The following is a 16,605-nucleotide window of genomic DNA, read 5'->3' as shown; positions in this document are numbered from 1 at the left end:
GGCGGGTTTCTTTTTTTGTCGGGAGGGGTCTAAGGTTAACCAATAAGGGATAGGTTATGGCGGGGCGTGAAAGTATAACTTTCGCCAAATAGTCGGGATTGTCGCCAAACGCGCGATGTCTCGACGGGAAGTCGGGGAAATGCCCGGCAAGTTGAGAAATGGAAGTTTTTTTTATATTCTGGATTCCCTCAACACCAATGTGGACCGGATCCTGAGCATGACAGACGCGAAGAGACAGGCGGCGCTGGATTATCACGCCAAACCCATTCCCGGGAAGCTGTCGGTGGAGCTGACCAAGCCCACCGCCACGGCCCGGGATCTCGCCCTGGCCTACAGCCCGGGCGTGGCCGAGCCGGTTCGCGAGATCGCCCGTGACCCGGAAAACGCCTACCTCTATACCGGCAAGGGCAACCTGGTCGCGGTCATCTCCGACGGCAGCGCCATCCTCGGGCTGGGCAACCTCGGCGCGCTGGCCAGCAAGCCGGTGATGGAAGGCAAGGGCGTGCTCTTCAAGCGCTTCGCCGGCATCAATTCCATCGACCTGGAGGTCAATGCCGAGAGCCCCCAGGCCTTCATCGACACCGTGGCCCGTATCGCCGACACCTGGGGCGGCATCAACCTCGAGGACATCAAGGCACCGGAGTGTTTCGAGATCGAGCGGGCGCTGGTCGAGCAGTGCAACATCCCGGTGTTCCACGATGACCAGCACGGTACGGCCATCGTCACCGCCGCCGGCATGCTCAATGCCCTGGACATCGCCGGCAAGTCGCTGGAGAGCGCGCGGATCGTCTGCCTGGGCGCCGGGGCGGCGGCCATCGCCTGCATGAAGCTGCTGGTCTCCTGCGGGGCCCGGGCCGAGAACCTGGTGATGCTCGACCGCAAGGGCGTGATCCACAGCGGTCGCGAGGATCTCAACCAGTACAAGGCGATGTTCGCCATCGAGACGGACAAGCGCACCCTGGACGATGCCATCGACGGGGCCGATGTCTTCGTCGGGCTCTCCGGCCCGGGCCTGATGACCGCCGAGCATATCCGCAAGATGGCCCCGAACCCGGTGGTCTTCGCCTGCACCAACCCGGACCCGGAGATCCATCCCGATCTGGCCCGGGAGACCCGCCCGGACGTGATCATGGCCACCGGTCGCTCGGACTACCCCAACCAGGTCAACAATGTCCTGGGCTTCCCGTTCATCTTCCGCGGGGCCCTGGACGTGCGGGCCACTCGCATCAACGAGGAGATGAAGGTGGCGGCGGTGCATGCGCTGAAGGACCTGGCCCGGGAGCCGGTGCCGCAGGCGGTGCTGGACGCCTATGACACGGACAGCCTGACCTTCGGGCGCGACTACATCATTCCCACGCCGGTGGACGTGCGACTGCTGGAGCGGGTGCCCGCGGCGGTGGCCCAGGCGGCGGTGGACTCCGGGGTGGCGCGCAAGCCCTATCCCTCCCACTACCCCCTGAAGACCGTGGAGGATGTCTACGGCGGCTGACGTCGGAGAGCGGTCCATGACACGCCGCCGGCCCTCGGGCCGGCGGCGGCGTGTCTGGCCTACCAGTCGAAGAGCACCGAGGCGCTGGTGGTGAGGTCGGTGCGCGCCATGGCGGACTCGGGGGGGCGGGAGTTGTGCTCGATCTCGTGGGACAGCTTGAGCGCCAGGTGGTCGGTGAGGCGCGCCGTCAGCGAGGTCAGCGAGCGGGAGGTGGTGTTGTCGTCGGTAGCCTCGACCGACAGCTCCTGGCTGAAACCCGCGCTGTCGGAGAACTTCCAGCGGTAGTCCATGGCGCCGTAGAGCACGGCGAGCTGCTCGTCCTCGGCGTCGCGTACGCTGTCGAAGCGATAGCCGGGGCCGGCCTCCAGGGACAGCGACTGGGCGTCGCTGTCGAGGAGCTGCCGGCCGTAGCCGGCGATGGTGGTGATCTGGTGGTGGTAGCCGCTGAAGCGGTCCTTGTCCCAGCGGGCGAAGCCGAACAGGTAATGCGGGCCCTCGATCTCGTAGCGTTCCCGCATGGCCACCAGGTATTGCTCGGCGCTGGTCTCGTCGTCCTGGGTCACGTGGCGGACCTCGCCGCGCAGGCTGTGGGTCAAGGGGCCGGTCAACCATACGAGGCGCCCCTTGGCGATCAGCGTCTGGCTGTCGGTGTTGCCGGCCAGGTGAGTGAAGCCGAGCTCGGTCTCGCCGCTCCAGGGCGGAGCATCCGGCTCCGGCGCGGGCGGCGCATAGAAGGGCGAGGCGAGGGCATTGCCGGCCATGGCCAGCAGCCACAGGGTGGCGGAAAGGCGCCTGAGACGCATGGCTGTGTCTCGCTTTCGTTCGGGATGTCGGCGAACCGGTTGGCGGACGAGGCGATCCATCATTGGCCTCGTCCGCCGGGGCCGGTTCAGAAGATGGCTTCGTAGGCGGCGGTCCCCTGGGAGCCGCTTTCCTGTTCCACCGCCTGGTCGACCCGCCGTGGCTGGAAGTCGGGGAGGTGGTCGGCGCGGAACAGCTCCTCGATGCCGCCGGGCTGGTCGTCATGCAGCAGGCGACCGGTGTCCGGATCGACCCGGCGGCTGACGACGTTCTCCGGGCGCTCGGGGAACGCCTCGGGGCGGCCCTCCAGCGCGCGGCCCATGAAGTCGACCCAGATCGGCAGGGCGGCCTGGGAGCCGTACTCGGCGGTGGAGGTGTTGTCGTCCATGCCGACCCAGACGGTGGTCGCCAGGTCGGTGTTGAAGCCGGCGAACCAGGCGTCGCGCTGGTCGTTGGTGGTGCCGGTCTTGCCGACGATGTCGGCGCGCTCCAGCGCCAGCGCACGGCGTGCGGTGCCGTGCTCGACCACATCGCGCAGCATGTCGCGCAGCAGGTAGACCGCGGCCGGCTCGGCCACTCGGGGGGCGACCCGGTAGGTCTCGCCGTCGCGGTCCACGCGGGTCTGGCCCTCGCGGCACTCCCGGCAGGCCACCATGGGGTCGGCCTCTTCCACCAGGGTCTGCTCCTCGCCGCGGGTCACCCGCTGGATCAGCCAGGGCTCGATGGCGAAGCCGCCGTTGGCCAGCACCGCATAACCGCGGGTCATTTCCAGCGGGGTCAGGCTGGTGCTGCCCAAGGCCAGTGCCAGGCCGTGGGGCAGGCGTTCCGGATGAAAGCCGAAGTTCTCGAGGAAGCCGATGGTGCGCTCCAGGCCCAGGGTCTGGAGCAGGCGAATGGTCACCAGGTTGCGCGACCGGGCCAGGCCGACGCGCAGACGGGTCGGACCGAGGAAGTCGCCGCTGGAGTTGTTGGGGCGCCACAGCTCGTTGCTGCCATCCTCCATCACCACCGGGGCGTCGTTGACCACGCTGGCCGGGTTGATTTCGCCGCTGTCCAGGCCGGCCAGGTAGATGAAGGGCTTGAAGATGGAGCCGGCCTGGCGGCGCGCCTGGGTCGCGCGGTTGAACTTGCTGGCGTCGAAGTCGAAGCCGGCCTGCAGGGCCAGCACGGCCCCGGTCTCGGGGTCCATCACCACCAGCGAGCCCTGGACCTGGGGTTGCTGCGAGAGGCGCCAGCTGCCGTCCTCGCGCTGCAGGATGCGCACCAGGTCGCCGGGGCTGGCGATCTCGGCGGCGGTGTCCGGTGCCGCTCCCCGGCTGCGCGCGCTGCGGTAGGGGCGAGCCCACTCCAGCCCCTCCCAGTCCAGGGTCCTGACCTCGCCGCCGCGGGACAGCACGCGCATCTCGCGCCCCTCGCTCTCCACCACGATGGCCGGCTCCAGGGGGCCGAGCACCGGGGTGCGTTCCAGTACCTGCAGCCAGTTGCTGACGTCGCCGTCGATGCCTTCGACCTCGCTCTGGCTGCGCTCGGCGGCGCGTCGTGCGGTGGCCATCACCTCGGGGGACTCGGCGAGCTCCTCCTCGAGTCCCTCGCGGTCGGTGCGTTCCTGGGCCTCGGCCAGACTGCGGGGAGTGTCGGTCTGTTCCGGTCCGCGCCAGCCGTGGCGGGCGTCATAGGCGATCAGGCCCTCGGCCAAGGCACGCCGTGCCTGCGGCTGCAGTTCGCTGTCCAGGGTGGTGTAGATGTGATAGCCGCCGGTGTAGGCGTCGTCGAAACGCTCGACGGCGAACTGGCGGGCCATCTCGGCCACGTAGTCGGCCTGGACCTCGGCCTGGGTGATGTGACGACGCGCGGTGATCGGGGCCTGGACCGCCTCGTCGTAGGCCGGCTGGTCGATGAAGCCGAGCTCGCGCATGCGGAACAGGATCCAGTTGCGGCGTATCAGCGCGCGCTCGGCGTTGGCCAGCGGGTTGAAGGCGGAGGGGGCCTTGGGCAGGCCGGCGATCATCGCCTGCTCGGCCAGGCTCAGCTCGTCCAGCGGACGGTCGTAGTAGACCTCGGCGGCGGCGGCGATGCCGTAGGCGCGATGACCCAGGAAGATCTTGTTGACGTAGAGCTCGAGGATCTCCTCCTTGCTGAGGATCTGTTCCATCTGCAGCGCCAGCAGGATCTCGCGGACCTTGCGGGTGTAGGTGCGGTCCAGCGTCAGCAGGTAGTTGCGCGCCACCTGCATGGTGATGGTCGAGCCGCCCGACTGGATGTCGCCGCCGCTGGCCGCCAGCTCCACGGCGGCACGGGCCAGGCCCTTGGGATCGACGCCATGGTGATCGAAATAGCCGGCGTCCTCGGCCGCGAGCAGGGCCTGCACCATCTCCTCGGGAATCTCGTCGAATTCGACCGGCAGGCGGCGCTCATCACCGAACTCGCCGATCAGCTTGCCGTCCTGGGTGAAGATGCGCAGCGGCGTCTGCAGCTCGAAGTCCTGCAGCTGGCGGACATCCGGCAATCCCGGGGCGAAATAGAGGGCGGCGCCGATCACGGCCAGCAGCGTGGCGGCGGAGAGCGATGCCAGCAGCCACAGGGCCGAGAGGGCCAGTTTTCTGATGAACGTCATGAAAAGGCGGTATCCATGCTGAGAACGGGAACGATGACGGGTCGAGGAGCGGGACTCGGGACGCGCCGGCCATTATAGGAACCCGGCTCGACGACCACCAGCGTTGACACTTGGCGACACTCGGGTCGTGTGAGATTTAGAAATTTCATGTAACCTCGGATTACAGGCCCTGGTCCGCTGGTACCTTCATCCAGGGGCAAAGTAGTACATTATAACGAGCGGCTCGCCGCCAGGTTCAGTCGGGGGCATTATCTAGATGCGAATCGGGGCATCCGGTAAAGGGCTGATCGGGGTCGATATCACCTCGGCCACCGTCAAGCTCATCGAACTCAAGCGCGTCGGGGCCGGTTATCAGGTCGAGAGTTATGCCGTCCGCCCGCTGCGGGAGGGGGCCGTCGTCGAGCGGCGGGTCCGCGACATGGGCGAGGTGGTCGATGCCCTCAAGCGTGCGGTGGAGCATGCCCGGCCCTCCAGCACCCGGGCGTCGGTGGCGGTGCCGGCCAGCGCCGCGATCACCAAGACCCTCACCTTACCCGCCTCCCTCGCCGATGACGAGATCGAGGCGCGGATCCAGCTCGACTCCGACAAGCATATTCCCTTCCCGTTCAGCGAGGTGGCCTTCGATTTCCAGCGCCTGGGGCTCAATTCCCGCTATGGCGACCAGCAGGACGTGCTGCTGGTCGCCTGTCGCAACCAGGACGTCGGTCAACTGACCGAGGCGTTGCGCCAGGCCGGCCTGACGCCGGCCGCCGTGGACGTGGAGACCTTCGCCATGGAGCGGGCCGTCACCGAGCTGGGCGCACAGCTGCCGCCGGCGGCTGGCCAGGAGGACTGTGTGGCCCTGGTGGATATCGGCGCCAACATGAATGCCTTCCATGTGCTGCGCAACGGGCGCATCACCTACAGCCGCGACACCGTCTTCGGTGGCCGGGCCCTCACCGAGGAGATCCGCGACCGCTACGGCCTGAGCCTGGAAGAGGCCGGGCTGGCCAAGAAGCGCGGCGGCCTGCCGGAGGACTACCAGCGCAGCGTCCTGGATCCCTTTCTCGATACCCTGGTACAACAGGTCGGTCGCTCGCTGCAGCTCTACTATACCGCCGGACGCAAGCACGAGGTGCGCCGCATGATCCTGGCAGGGGGGACCGGCGTGCTGCCCGGCCTGGCGGATCGCCTCGCCGAGGAGAGCGGCATGGAGGTGGTGATCGCCAACCCCTTCCGGCGCATGAAGGTGAATCCGCGGATCGACGTCCAGACCCTGGCCGGTGATGCCCCGGCCATGCTGACGGCCTGCGGCCTGGCGATGAGGGTGCGCTGATGACCATCGAGATCAACCTGCTGCCCTGGCGCGAGGAACGGCGCCAGACGCGCAGCAAGCGATTCTACATGGCGCTGCTGCTGGTCGGCCTGGCGGGGCTGGGGGGCGGCTACGGCATGACCTGGCACTACGAGCAGCAGCTGGCGGGCCAGCGGGAACGCCATGCGCTGATCAGTGAACGGACCGTGGCGCTGGATCGTGATATCCGCACGGTCAGCGAGTACGAGCAGCAGGTCGCCACCCTCAAGCGCCGCATCGAGGTCTTCCAGCGGCTCCAGGCCGAGCGGCCGCAGACCGTGCGTGTCTTCAATGCGCTGGCCGAGAGCCTCGCGCCGGGGGTCCACTACGCGAGCCTCGCCCGCCAGGGCGATTCGCTGCGGCTCAGCGGCCTGGCGGAGGACAACCGGCGGGTCTCCGACCAGCTGCGCGCGCTCGAGGCGTCGCCGGTCTTCGATGTGCCGGTGCTCTCCGAGGTGGAGTCCGTCGAGGACAAGCGACGTTTCAACCTGAGCGTCAACCAGCACATGCCGGGGGCGGCGGTGAAGGAGGTGGCGCAATGAACCTGTCCACGGAATTCCGGCGCCTGCGCGACCTCGACTGGGGCGAACTGGACATCAAGGAGTCCGGCGGCTGGCCCTTCCTGCTGCAGCTGATCAGCTGCGTGCTGGTGCTGGGCCTGACCTTCGCCGGCATGTACTGGTACCTGGCGGCGCCCAAGGCCGAAGAGCTCAAGCAGGCGCGGCAGCAGGAGCGGCAGCTGCTGCGGGACTTTCGCAGCAAGGCGGCCCAGGCGGCGAACCTGCCGCCCCTGCGCGAGCAGGTCGAGGAGCTCGATGGCCGCCTGGCGACCCTGGTGGCGATGCTGCCCGGCGGGCCGGAGATCCCGTCGCTGATCGATGCTATCAGCGAGACGGCCATCGACAACCAGCTGACCATCGACTTCATCCGGCTGCGCAGTCCGGTACGCCAGGCGTTCTATGTCGAGCGGCCCTTCGACATCCGCGTGCGCGGCGACTATCACCGCATCGGCTCCTTCATCGCGGGTGTCGCGGACCTGCCACGCCTCGTCACGCAGCACGACTTCCAGCTCGAGCCGACGGACAACAACCGGCTGGAGCTGTCGATGCTGGCCCGGACCTACAGCTATCAGCCGCCGGAGGCGTCGCCCGAGGAGGGGTCGCCATGAGCAACTGGTTGCGCAGGGGGGGCGTGCTGCCCCTGGCGGTCGTCCTGAGTGCCTGCAGCGATCCCGATCTCATCGGGCTCGAGCGCGAACTCGCCGCGCTGAGCGTTGCCCCGGGGGCGCTGACCCTCGAGCCGCTGCCGCCGCTGCCGGTCTATCGTTCGGTGGACTATCGCTTCGCCGACGCCCGTAGTCCCTTCCAGGCACGCCTGCCCGAGAGCCGCGAGCTGCCGGCCGCGGATGTCGACCTGGCGCCGGACTCGTCGCGTCCCCGAGACCCCCTCGAGGCCTACAGTCTCGACGACCTGGCCCTGGTGGGGACGCTGATGGTGGGCGGGCAGCCCTCCGCCCTGGTCCGGGCACCGAACGGCAACGTGCATCGCCTGAGGGTCGGGGATCACCTGGGCTCGGATTTCGGGCGCATCGTGGGGATCACTCAGGCCTCGGTGCAGTTGGTGGAGATCGTGCCCACCGGCCGGGGTGGATGGATCGAACGCAGCACGCTGCTGACGCTGGATGGCTAGATGCGCGCAGACAAAGACGCGCCGCCCCGACAGGGACGGATGAGCGGTACGCAGCAGGGGAGAAGGGAACCATGAAAGCGATGACACGCGCGCTCGCGGCGCTGGCCATGCTGGCGATCTCCGCCGCCGCCATGGCCGCATCCACGCTTACCAACCTGGATTTCCGTCAGGGGGCCGGCGGTGCCCTCGAAGTGGATCTCGACTTCAGCGGGCCGGTGCCCGAGGTGCGTGGCTACCGCCTCGACGATCCTCCTCGACTGACCATCGACCTGATGGAGACGTCCAGTGGCCTGGAACGTCGTCGCCAGGAGCTGGGGATCGGCGGCGTCGAACGGGTCACCGCCCTGGAGGCCGGCTCCCGGACCCGGCTGGTCTTCGATCTCGCCGGGCCGCTGCCCTACGATACCGCCCAGCTCGGCAACCGCCTGCGGCTGTCCATCGGCGGTGGCGTCGCCGCGGCGGCTCCGGCGAGTTCCTCTGCCACGGCGTCCGCGCCCCCCCCCGCGGTGGCCGGACCGAGCATCCAGGACATCGATTTCCGACGCGGCGACGAGGGCGCGGGGCGTCTGGTGGTCACCTTCGACCGGGCCGGCGTGGATGCCCGGGTCCGCGAGAGCGGCCGCTCCGGTATCATGGCGCGCCTGCCGGGCGTGAGCCTGCCGGCCTCCCTGAACCAGGTCTATGACGTCAGCGACTTCGGCACCCCCCTGAAGCGGATCACGCCTCGCGTCGGCCGCGATGGCGTCACCCTGGAGATCGAGGGCAGCGGTGACTTCGCCATGCTCTCCACCCAGACCGGGCGTCAACTGACCATCTCGGCCCAGCCGGTCACCCCGACGCAGCGCGAGCAGCAGGTGCGCGAGCAGTTCCCCTACACCGGCGAGCGCATCACCCTCAACTTCCAGGACATCGAAGTGCGCTCGGTGCTGGCGATCATCGCCGACTTCACCGGGCTCAATCTGGTCGCCAGCGACAGCGTCACCGGCCGGGTCACCCTCAACCTCGAGGATGTGCCCTGGGACCAGGCCCTCGATCTGGTGCTGAAGAGCCATGGCCTGGCCAGCCGCCAGGAGGGCAACGTCATCGTGGTGGCGCCGGCCGCGGAGCTGGCCCAGCTCGAGCGTCAGGAGCTGGAGGCCCAGGAGCAGCTCGAGACCCTGGCGCCGCTCGAGACCGAGTATATCCAGGTCAAGTACGCCAAGGCCGGCGACCTGGCGGCACTGCTGCGCAGCGATACCGGCTTCGGGCTGCTCACCGAGCGGGGGCGGGTCGCCGTGGACGTGCGCACCAACACCCTGCTGGTGCAGGACACCGCCGAGCAGATCGATGCCATCCTCCAGACCCTGGAGCAGTTGGACGTGGCGGTGCGCCAGGTGCAGATCGAGGCGCGGATCGTCATCGCCCGGGATAGCGCCACCCGCGAGCTGGGGGTGAACTGGGGGCTGTCTGCTGCGGACACCCCCGCCATTCATCAGGGAGGCAGTGACATCGACCTGGGCGGGGCGGCGACGGGCCGGGTGCCCGACGGCGGGCTGTCCGTGGATCTGGGCAGCAGCGTCAATCCGTCCACCGCCTTCAGCTTCGGTTACCTGTCCGGCGATGTGCTGCTCGACCTGGAGCTGCGGGCGCTGGAGAGCGAGGGCAAGAGCCAGACCATCTCCCAGCCGCGGGTGATCACCGCCAACCAGAGTACGGCGCTGATCAAGCAGGGCACCGAGATCCCCTACCAGGAGTCGACCTCCAGCGGCGCGACCAACATCGAGTTCAAGGAGGCCGTGCTGTCCCTGGAGGTGACGCCGCAGATCACCCCGGACAACCGCATCATCATGGACCTGGTGATCAACAACGACACGGTGGCCGATCAGACCTTCGGCGGGGCGCCCGCCATCGACACCAACGAGATCACCACCCAGGTGCTGGTGGACAACGGCGAAACCGTGGTGCTGGGCGGGATTCTCACCACCGAGCAGGTGCGCAGCCTGTTCAAGACGCCCTTCCTGGGCGACCTGCCGGTACTCGGAAATCTCTTCCGCTATACCGAGGACACCAACGATAAGGTAGAGTTGCTGGTATTCATCACGCCCCGAATACTGGATGACAACCTGGCGATTCGCTGATGCCGGCACTACCCAACCTGATATTGATCGGCCCCATGGGGGCCGGAAAGAGCACCATCGGCCGCCTCCTGGCGGCCGAGCTGTCACGTGAGTTCCTCGACAGCGACCACGAGATCCAGGCCCGCTGCGGCGCCGATATCCCGTGGATCTTCGACGTCGAGGGCGAGGCAGGCTTCCGCGATCGCGAGACGCAGATGATCCGCGAGCTGGCCGGGCTCGACAACGTGGTGATCGCCACCGGCGGCGGTGCCGTGCTGCGCGAGGAGAATCGGCGCGTGCTGCGCGACTGCGGTACCGTCGTCTACCTCTACACCACCGTGGAGCAGCAGTTGCGGCGCACCGCCAAGGATCGCAACCGCCCGCTGCTGCAGCGCGATGACCGCGAGCAGGTGCTGCGCGAGATGTTCGTCAAGCGCGACCCGCTGTATCGGGCCACGGCCGATATCATCGTGCGCACCGACCGCCGCGGCCCCCGGGCCGTGGTCAACGAGATCGTGCGCCGCGTGCAGCGGCTGATCGACCCCCTCCAGTGCAAGGCCTGAGACCCATGACACGACCGGACGATGCCCTGAGCACCCTGCGGGTGGCCCTGGGCGAGCGCAGCTATCCCATCCACATCGGCCCGGGGCTGCTCGGCGATCCCCGTTGGCTGACGCCCCACCTGGCCGGCCGGCAGGTGATGGTGGTGACCAACGAGACCGTGGCGCCCCTCTACCTGTCGCGCCTCCGGCAGGGGCTCGGCGACGGCCTCGAGGTGCGCGAACTGGTGCTGCCGGACGGCGAGGCCACCAAGACCCTGGCCAGCGTCGAGCGCATCTGGGATGCCCTGCTCGAGGCGGGCTTCAATCGCCGCTGCACCCTGGTGGCGCTGGGCGGCGGGGTGATCGGCGACATGGTCGGCTTCGCCGCGGCCTGCTACCAGCGCGGCGTGGCCTTCGTCCAGGTGCCGACCACCCTGCTGTCCCAGGTGGACTCCTCGGTGGGCGGCAAGACCGGGGTCAACCACCCGCGGGGCAAGAACATGATCGGCGCCTTCTGGCAGCCCCGGGCGGTGCTGATCGACACCGAGACCCTGACGACGCTGCCGTCCCGGGAGTTGTCCGCCGGCCTCGCCGAGGTGATCAAGTATGGCCTGATCCGCGACGCTGGCTTCCTGGGCTGGCTGGAGGCGCACATGGCGGAACTGCGCGGGCTCGAGGCCGCGGCGCTGACCCGGGCGATCGAGCGCAGCTGCAGCCTCAAGGCCGAGATCGTCGCCGAGGACGAGACCGAGCAGGGGGTGAGGGCGCTGCTCAACCTGGGGCACACCTTCGGCCACGCCATCGAGACGCACCAGGGCTATGGACGCTGGCTGCATGGCGAGGCCGTCGGCACCGGCATGCTGATGGCCGCCGAGCTGTCGCAGCGGCTGGGATGGCTCGATGGTGCGGATGTGGCGCGGACCCGCGCTATCCTCGCGGCGGCGGACCTGCCCCTGGCGGCGCCCGCCGACATGACCCCGGAGGACTTCCTGGCGATCATGCGCCTCGACAAGAAGAACCTCGACGACCGCCTGCGGCTGATTCTGCTCACGCGTCTGGGCGAGGCCTGTGTCCACGACCGGACGCCGCCCGAGTGCCTGACCTCGCTGCTCGAGGCCTTTCCCCGCCGCTGACCCGTCACCCCTGTCCCGCATCGACGCCCGCCATTCCAGCGGGCGTCGTCGTTTTCGGGCCCGGCCCGGCCGCTGCGGGGGCTGGCTTAATCAATTCGCATGCCTTATGCAGTATCGGTATGGGGTCGAGGCGCCATATTAGACTAAAGTCTAGTATATGCCTGCGGGGCATGAAACGCCCGTTTTGATATTGTGCAACTCGTTGAGTTGGCGGGTTTTTTTTCTTTTTGTCGATCGCAAGTCACGGATTTGTCGATGGTTTTTGGGCGCAGGGCAGGGAAGAGGCGTTGCGTGGTGGGGGCCTGGCTGGCTATGCTGTTCAGCCTTTTGTCGTGCAGTCTTGATGCCTCGAGATCGGCATCGTGAAAAAAGAAAAACCCCATAAAATATCACATGAAACTGCAGAAAAACACCTTTATCAGCTGAGGCACGCCCATGAACAGAGGTCTCCATCAACCCGGCGAGTTTCGTGACAACTGCGGGTTCGGCCTGATCGCCCACATGGAGGGGCAGGCCAGCCACGATCTGCTGCAGACCGCCATCGAGTCCCTGACCTGCATGACCCACCGCGGGGGCATCGCCGCCGACGGCAAGACCGGCGACGGCTGCGGCCTATTGCTGAAGATGCCCGACGGCTTCATGCGTGAGATCGCCAGGGAATCCCTCGGGGTCGAGCTCGGCGATCGTTTCGCCGTGGGTACCATCTTCCTGCCCGACGACGATGCTCGGGAAGCGCGCGGCCGCGAGACCCTCGAGAGCGAGATCGCGGCCCGCGGCCTGACGGTGCTGGGCTGGCGTGAGGTGCCGGTGGATGCCAGCGTCTGCGGTCCCATGGCGCTGGACTGCCTGCCGCGGATCCGCCAGCTGTTCGTCGCGCCCGGTGAGGCGGCGAGCGATACCTTCGACGTCGACCTGTTCATGGCGCGCCGCCGCGCCGAGCAGACCATGCGCGACGACGAGGACTTCTACGTCTGCTCGCTGTCGACCGAGGTCGTCTCCTACAAGGGCCTGGTGATGCCGGTGGACCTGCCGGCCTTCTACCGGGACCTGGGCGATGCCCGTCTGGAGACCGCGATCTGCGTCTTCCACCAGCGCTTCTCCACCAACACCGCGCCGCGCTGGCCACTGGCCCAGCCATTCCGCCTGCTGGCCCATAACGGCGAGATCAACACCATCGAGGCCAACCGGGGGTGGGCGAACTCGCGCAAGGAGAACTTCGTCAGTGAGCGGCTGCCCGACATCGCCGAGCTCGACGAGATCGTCAATACCACCGGCTCCGACTCCTCGAGCATGGACAACATGCTGGAAGTCCTGCTCACCGGCGGCATGGACCTGCATCGCGCGGTACGCATGATGGTGCCGCCGGCCTGGCAGAACGTCGAGATCATGGACGGCGACCTGCGCGCCTTCTACGAGTACAACTCGATGCACATGGAGCCCTGGGACGGCCCGGCCGGGGTGGTCATGACCGACGGTCGTCAGGCGGTGTGCATGCTCGACCGCAACGGCCTGCGCCCGGCGCGCTGGGTGATCACCAGGAACGGCTACATCACCCTGGCCTCGGAGATCGGCACCTACGACTACAAGCCCGAGGACGTGGTCGCCAAGGGGCGGGTCGGCCCCGGCCAGATCCTCGCCGTGGACACCGAGACCGGCGAGGTGCTGCATACCTCCGATATCGACGAGCGGCTCAAGTCCGCCTACCCCTACAAGCGCTGGCTCAAGCAGGAAGCCAACTACCTCGAGTCGGCACTCACCGAGCTGGCGCGCTTCCAGAACATGGAGGCCGAGCCGCTGGCCGTGCAGCAGAAGATGTTCCAGGTCAGCTTCGAGGAGCGCGACCAGGTGCTGCGTCCGCTGGCCGAGAGCGGCCAGGAGGCGGTGGGCTCGATGGGCGACGACACGCCCATGGCGGTACTCTCCGGCAAGCACCGGCTGCTGACCGACTACTTCCGCCAGAAGTTCGCTCAGGTCACCAACCCGGCGATCGATCCGCTGCGCGAGGCGATCGTGATGTCGCTGGAGGCGTGTATCGGCGCCGAGCGCAATGTCTTCAAGGCGACCCCGGAGCATGCCCATCGCATCATCCTGACCACGCCGGTGCTGTCGCCGCGCAAGTTCACCGCCCTGGTCACCCAGGACGACCCGGCCTTCGCCAGCCACACCCTGTCGCTGGGCTATGATCCCGAATCGGTCGGCCTCAAGGGTGCCCTCCAGGCGCTGTGTCGTCAGGCCGAGCAGGCCGCCGGCGACGGCAAGGTGATCCTGGTGCTCTCCGACGCCGAGCTGCACAAGGGACAGCTGCCGATCCACGCCGCCCTGGCCGTGGGGGCCGTGCACCATCACCTGGGGCGCCTGGCCCTGCGCCCGCGGGTCAATATCGTGGTGGAGACCGGCTATGCCCGCGATGCCCACCAGATGGCAGTACTGTTCGGCGTGGGCGCCACCGCGGTCTATCCCTGGCTGGCCTACCAGGTCATGGCCGACATGCACCGCACCGGCGAACTGGTCGGCAATCCGGCCGATGCCCGGGAGAACTACCGCAAGGGGCTGCAGAAGGGGCTGTTCAAGATCCTCTCCAAGATGGGCATCTCCACCCTGGCCTCCTACCGTGGCTCGCAGCTGTTCGAGGCCGTGGGGCTGGCCTCCGAAGTCATGGAGCTGTGCTTCACCGGCATGGCCTCGCGCATCGAGGGCACCGGCTTCGCCGAGCTGCAGCTGCAGCAGGAGCTGCTGGCCAAGGATGCCTGGAAGCCGCGCAAGAGCATCTCCCATGGCGGCCTGATGAAGTACGTGCACGGCCACGAGTACCACGCCTACAACCCGGATGTGGTCAAGGCCCTGCAGGAGGCCGTGCAGGAGGGCGACTACGCCAAGTGGAAGACCTTCGCGGCGCTGGTCAATGACCGCGACCCGGCGACCATTCGCGACCTGCTCAGGCTCAAGCCGGCCGAGACGCCGCTGCCGATGGACGAGATCGAGCCGGTCGAGGACCTGCTGCCGCGCTTCGACAGCGCCGGCATGTCGCTGGGCGCGCTGTCGCCGGAGGCTCACGAGGCCCTGGCCCAGGCCATGAACGAGGCCGGCGGGCGCTCGAACTCCGGCGAGGGCGGCGAGGATCCGGCCCGCTACGGCACCATTCGCAGCTCCAAGATCAAGCAGATCGCCTCCGGCCGCTTCGGCGTCACCCCGGCCTACCTGGCCAACGCCGAGGTGCTGCAGATCAAGGTGGCTCAGGGCGCCAAGCCCGGCGAGGGCGGCCAGCTGCCCGGCGGCAAGGTCAATGAGCTGATCGCCCGGCTGCGCTACTCGGTGCCCGGCGTGACCCTGATCTCGCCGCCGCCGCACCACGACATCTATTCCATCGAGGACCTGGCCCAGCTGATCTTCGACCTCAAGCAGGTCAACCCGGACGCCCAGGTCTCGGTGAAGCTGGTCTCCGAGCCCGGCATCGGCACCATCGCCACCGGCGTGGCCAAGGCCTATGCCGACCTGATCACCGTCTCGGGCTACGACGGCGGCACCGCGGCCAGCCCGCTGACCTCGATCAAGCATGCCGGCAGCCCCTGGGAGCTGGGCCTGCCCGAGGTCCACCAGGCGCTGCGCATCAACGGCCTGCGCGACAAGATCCGCCTGCAGACCGACGGCGGCCTGAAGACCGGCCTCGACGTGATCAAGGCGGCGATCCTCGGTGCCGAGAGTTTCGGTTTCGGCACCGCGCCGATGGTCGCGCTGGGCTGCAAGTACCTGCGCATCTGCCACCTCAACAACTGCGCCACCGGCGTGGCCACCCAGCATCAGTACCTGCGCGACGAGCATTTCCGCGGCACCGTGGACATGGTCAAGCACTACTTCCGCTTCATCGCCGAGGAGGTGCGTGAGCTGATGGCCATGCTCGGCGTGCGCCAGCTGACCGAGCTGATCGGGCGTACCGACCTGCTCGAGGCGATCGAGGGGGTGACGTCCTCCCAGCGCCGGCTCGACCTGTCGCCGCTGATGACCAACGACTTCGTGCCGGCCGAGGCACCGCAGTTCTGCCGCGTCAGCCGCAACGTGCCCCATGACCCGGGGGCCAAGAACCAGGAGGTGCTGGAGGCGCTCGAGGCCGCCATCGAGGACCGCTCCGGCGGCGAGTTCGACTTCGCCATCACCAACTGCGACCGCTCGGTGGGCGCGCTGGCCTCCGGCGTGATCGCCAAGCGCTATGGCGAGGCCGGCCTCGAGGAGGCGCCGGTCACCGCCCGCTTCCGTGGCGTGGCCGGCCAGAGCTTCGGCGTGTGGAACGCCCGCGGCCTGCAGCTCTACCTCGAGGGCGATGCCAACGACTACGTCGGCAAGGGCATGAACGGCGGCAAGGTGGTGATCGTGCCGCCCCGCGAGAGCGCCTTCGAGAGCCACAAGACGGCGATCATCGGCAACACCTGCCTGTACGGCGCCACCGGCGGCAAGCTGTTCGCCGCCGGCACCGCCGGCGAGCGCTTCGGGGTGCGCAACTCCGGCGCCCATGCGGTGATCGAGGGGGCCGGGGACCACTGCTGCGAGTACATGACCGGCGGCCTGATCACGGCACTCGGCGAGACCGGCGTCAACTTCGGCGCCGGCATGACCGGCGGTTTCGCCTACGTGCTCGACGAGGACCGTACCTTCGTCGACAAGTACAACCATGAACTGGTGGAGATCCACCGCATCAACACCGAGGCCATGGAGGCCCATCGGCGACACCTGAGGGAGGTGATCGAGGAATTCGTCGCGGAGACCGGCTCGCAGCGCGGCCGCGACATCCTCGAGGACTTCAGCGACTTCGTCCGCCATTTCTGGCTGGTGAAGCCCAAGGCGGCGAGCCTCGCCAGCCTGCTGGAAGAATCCCGTCGGCGTCCCGAGTAAGCCCGGAGCATAGGAGCACAGAAC

At 68.0% G+C, this 16,605-nt stretch carries 11 protein-coding genes; 9 read left to right on the top strand and 2 right to left on the bottom strand.

Annotation, left to right across the window (positions count from 1 at the left end; all coding sequences use genetic code 11):
- The first annotated feature begins 217 nt into the window (after positions 1–217).
- Entirely contained in the window at positions 218–1,489 is a 1,272-nt protein-coding gene (locus QWY76_RS16520) for a malic enzyme-like NAD(P)-binding protein (RefSeq protein WP_290312424.1), read from the top strand.
- 59 nt (positions 1,490–1,548) lie between these two features.
- On the opposite strand, the gene QWY76_RS16515 is transcribed toward QWY76_RS16520, so the two are convergent.
- Together QWY76_RS16515 and QWY76_RS16510 are read right to left on the bottom strand one after the other, a co-directional pair.
- Positions 1,549–2,292 (bottom strand): DUF481 domain-containing protein, encoded by a 744-nt coding sequence (locus QWY76_RS16515; RefSeq protein ID WP_290312423.1) that lies wholly within the window; start codon positions 2,290–2,292, stop codon positions 1,549–1,551.
- Positions 2,293–2,378: 86 nt separating this feature from the next.
- The gene (locus QWY76_RS16510; protein ID WP_290312422.1) at positions 2,379–4,904 is read right to left on the bottom strand and encodes a penicillin-binding protein 1A; all 2,526 of its coding nucleotides are present in this window, start codon (positions 4,902–4,904) and stop codon (positions 2,379–2,381) included.
- A gap of 256 nt (positions 4,905–5,160) precedes the next feature.
- On the opposite strand from QWY76_RS16510, the gene pilM reads away from it, so the two are divergent.
- The 8 genes from pilM (at position 5,161) to gltB (ending at position 16,581) form a co-directional block, all read left to right on the top strand.
- Positions 5,161–6,219, top strand: a complete 1,059-nt coding sequence (pilM, locus tag QWY76_RS16505; protein WP_290312421.1) for a type IV pilus assembly protein PilM — start codon at positions 5,161–5,163, stop codon at positions 6,217–6,219.
- Positions 6,219–6,779, top strand: coding sequence for a PilN domain-containing protein (locus tag QWY76_RS16500; RefSeq protein ID WP_290312420.1), 561 nt, complete (start codon positions 6,219–6,221; stop codon positions 6,777–6,779). Before pilM ends, QWY76_RS16500 begins: the two co-directional genes overlap by 1 nt.
- Positions 6,776–7,405: a type IV pilus inner membrane component PilO gene (locus tag QWY76_RS16495; RefSeq protein WP_290312419.1), complete on the top strand. Its 630-nt coding sequence runs from the start codon at positions 6,776–6,778 to the stop codon at positions 7,403–7,405. Before QWY76_RS16500 ends, QWY76_RS16495 begins: the two co-directional genes overlap by 4 nt.
- A complete protein-coding gene (locus QWY76_RS16490; RefSeq protein ID WP_290312418.1) occupies positions 7,402–7,926 on the top strand; it encodes a pilus assembly protein PilP in 525 nt (174 codons plus the stop codon). The genes QWY76_RS16495 and QWY76_RS16490 overlap by 4 nt, the downstream gene beginning before the upstream one ends.
- Before the next feature lie 71 nt (positions 7,927–7,997).
- Positions 7,998–10,043, top strand: coding sequence for a type IV pilus secretin PilQ (locus QWY76_RS16485; protein ID WP_435388994.1), 2,046 nt, complete (start codon positions 7,998–8,000; stop codon positions 10,041–10,043).
- Complete coding sequence (aroK, locus tag QWY76_RS16480) at positions 10,043–10,585, top strand: shikimate kinase AroK (protein ID WP_290312417.1); 543 nt, start codon at positions 10,043–10,045, stop codon at positions 10,583–10,585. Before QWY76_RS16485 ends, aroK begins: the two co-directional genes overlap by 1 nt.
- A gap of 5 nt (positions 10,586–10,590) precedes the next feature.
- A complete protein-coding gene (gene aroB / locus QWY76_RS16475; RefSeq protein ID WP_290312415.1) occupies positions 10,591–11,697 on the top strand; it encodes a 3-dehydroquinate synthase in 1,107 nt (368 codons plus the stop codon).
- Positions 11,698–12,132: 435 nt separating this feature from the next.
- Complete coding sequence (gene gltB / locus QWY76_RS16470; RefSeq protein WP_290312413.1) at positions 12,133–16,581, top strand: glutamate synthase large subunit; 4,449 nt, start codon at positions 12,133–12,135, stop codon at positions 16,579–16,581.
- The last annotated feature ends 24 nt before the right edge of the window (positions 16,582–16,605 follow it).

It is taken from the genome of Halomonas maura (assembly GCF_030409305.1).
GTDB classification, from domain to species: Bacteria; Pseudomonadota; Gammaproteobacteria; order Pseudomonadales; family Halomonadaceae; genus Halomonas; species Halomonas maura.
The sequence above is the reverse complement of the archived record's forward strand: the minus strand, read 5'-3'. Positions and strand labels throughout refer to the sequence as shown.

What these genes read in the sequence shown, in the direction of transcription:
- aroK (WP_290312417.1), top strand. Translation starts at nt 10,043, where the DNA reads ATGCCGGCACTACCCAACCTGATATTGATCGGCCCCATGGGGGCCGGA.
- QWY76_RS16515 (WP_290312423.1), bottom strand. Translation starts at nt 2,292, where the DNA reads ATGCGTCTCAGGCGCCTTTCCGCCACCCTGTGGCTGCTGGCCATGGCC.
- QWY76_RS16485 (WP_435388994.1), top strand. Translation starts at nt 7,998, where the DNA reads ATGAAAGCGATGACACGCGCGCTCGCGGCGCTGGCCATGCTGGCGATC.
- gltB (WP_290312413.1), top strand. Translation starts at nt 12,133, where the DNA reads ATGAACAGAGGTCTCCATCAACCCGGCGAGTTTCGTGACAACTGCGGG.
- QWY76_RS16510 (WP_290312422.1), bottom strand. Translation starts at nt 4,904, where the DNA reads ATGACGTTCATCAGAAAACTGGCCCTCTCGGCCCTGTGGCTGCTGGCA.
- pilM (WP_290312421.1), top strand. Translation starts at nt 5,161, where the DNA reads ATGCGAATCGGGGCATCCGGTAAAGGGCTGATCGGGGTCGATATCACC.
- QWY76_RS16490 (WP_290312418.1), top strand. Translation starts at nt 7,402, where the DNA reads ATGAGCAACTGGTTGCGCAGGGGGGGCGTGCTGCCCCTGGCGGTCGTC.
- QWY76_RS16500 (WP_290312420.1), top strand. Translation starts at nt 6,219, where the DNA reads ATGACCATCGAGATCAACCTGCTGCCCTGGCGCGAGGAACGGCGCCAG.
- aroB (WP_290312415.1), top strand. Translation starts at nt 10,591, where the DNA reads ATGACACGACCGGACGATGCCCTGAGCACCCTGCGGGTGGCCCTGGGC.
- QWY76_RS16495 (WP_290312419.1), top strand. Translation starts at nt 6,776, where the DNA reads ATGAACCTGTCCACGGAATTCCGGCGCCTGCGCGACCTCGACTGGGGC.
- QWY76_RS16520 (WP_290312424.1), top strand. Translation starts at nt 218, where the DNA reads ATGACAGACGCGAAGAGACAGGCGGCGCTGGATTATCACGCCAAACCC.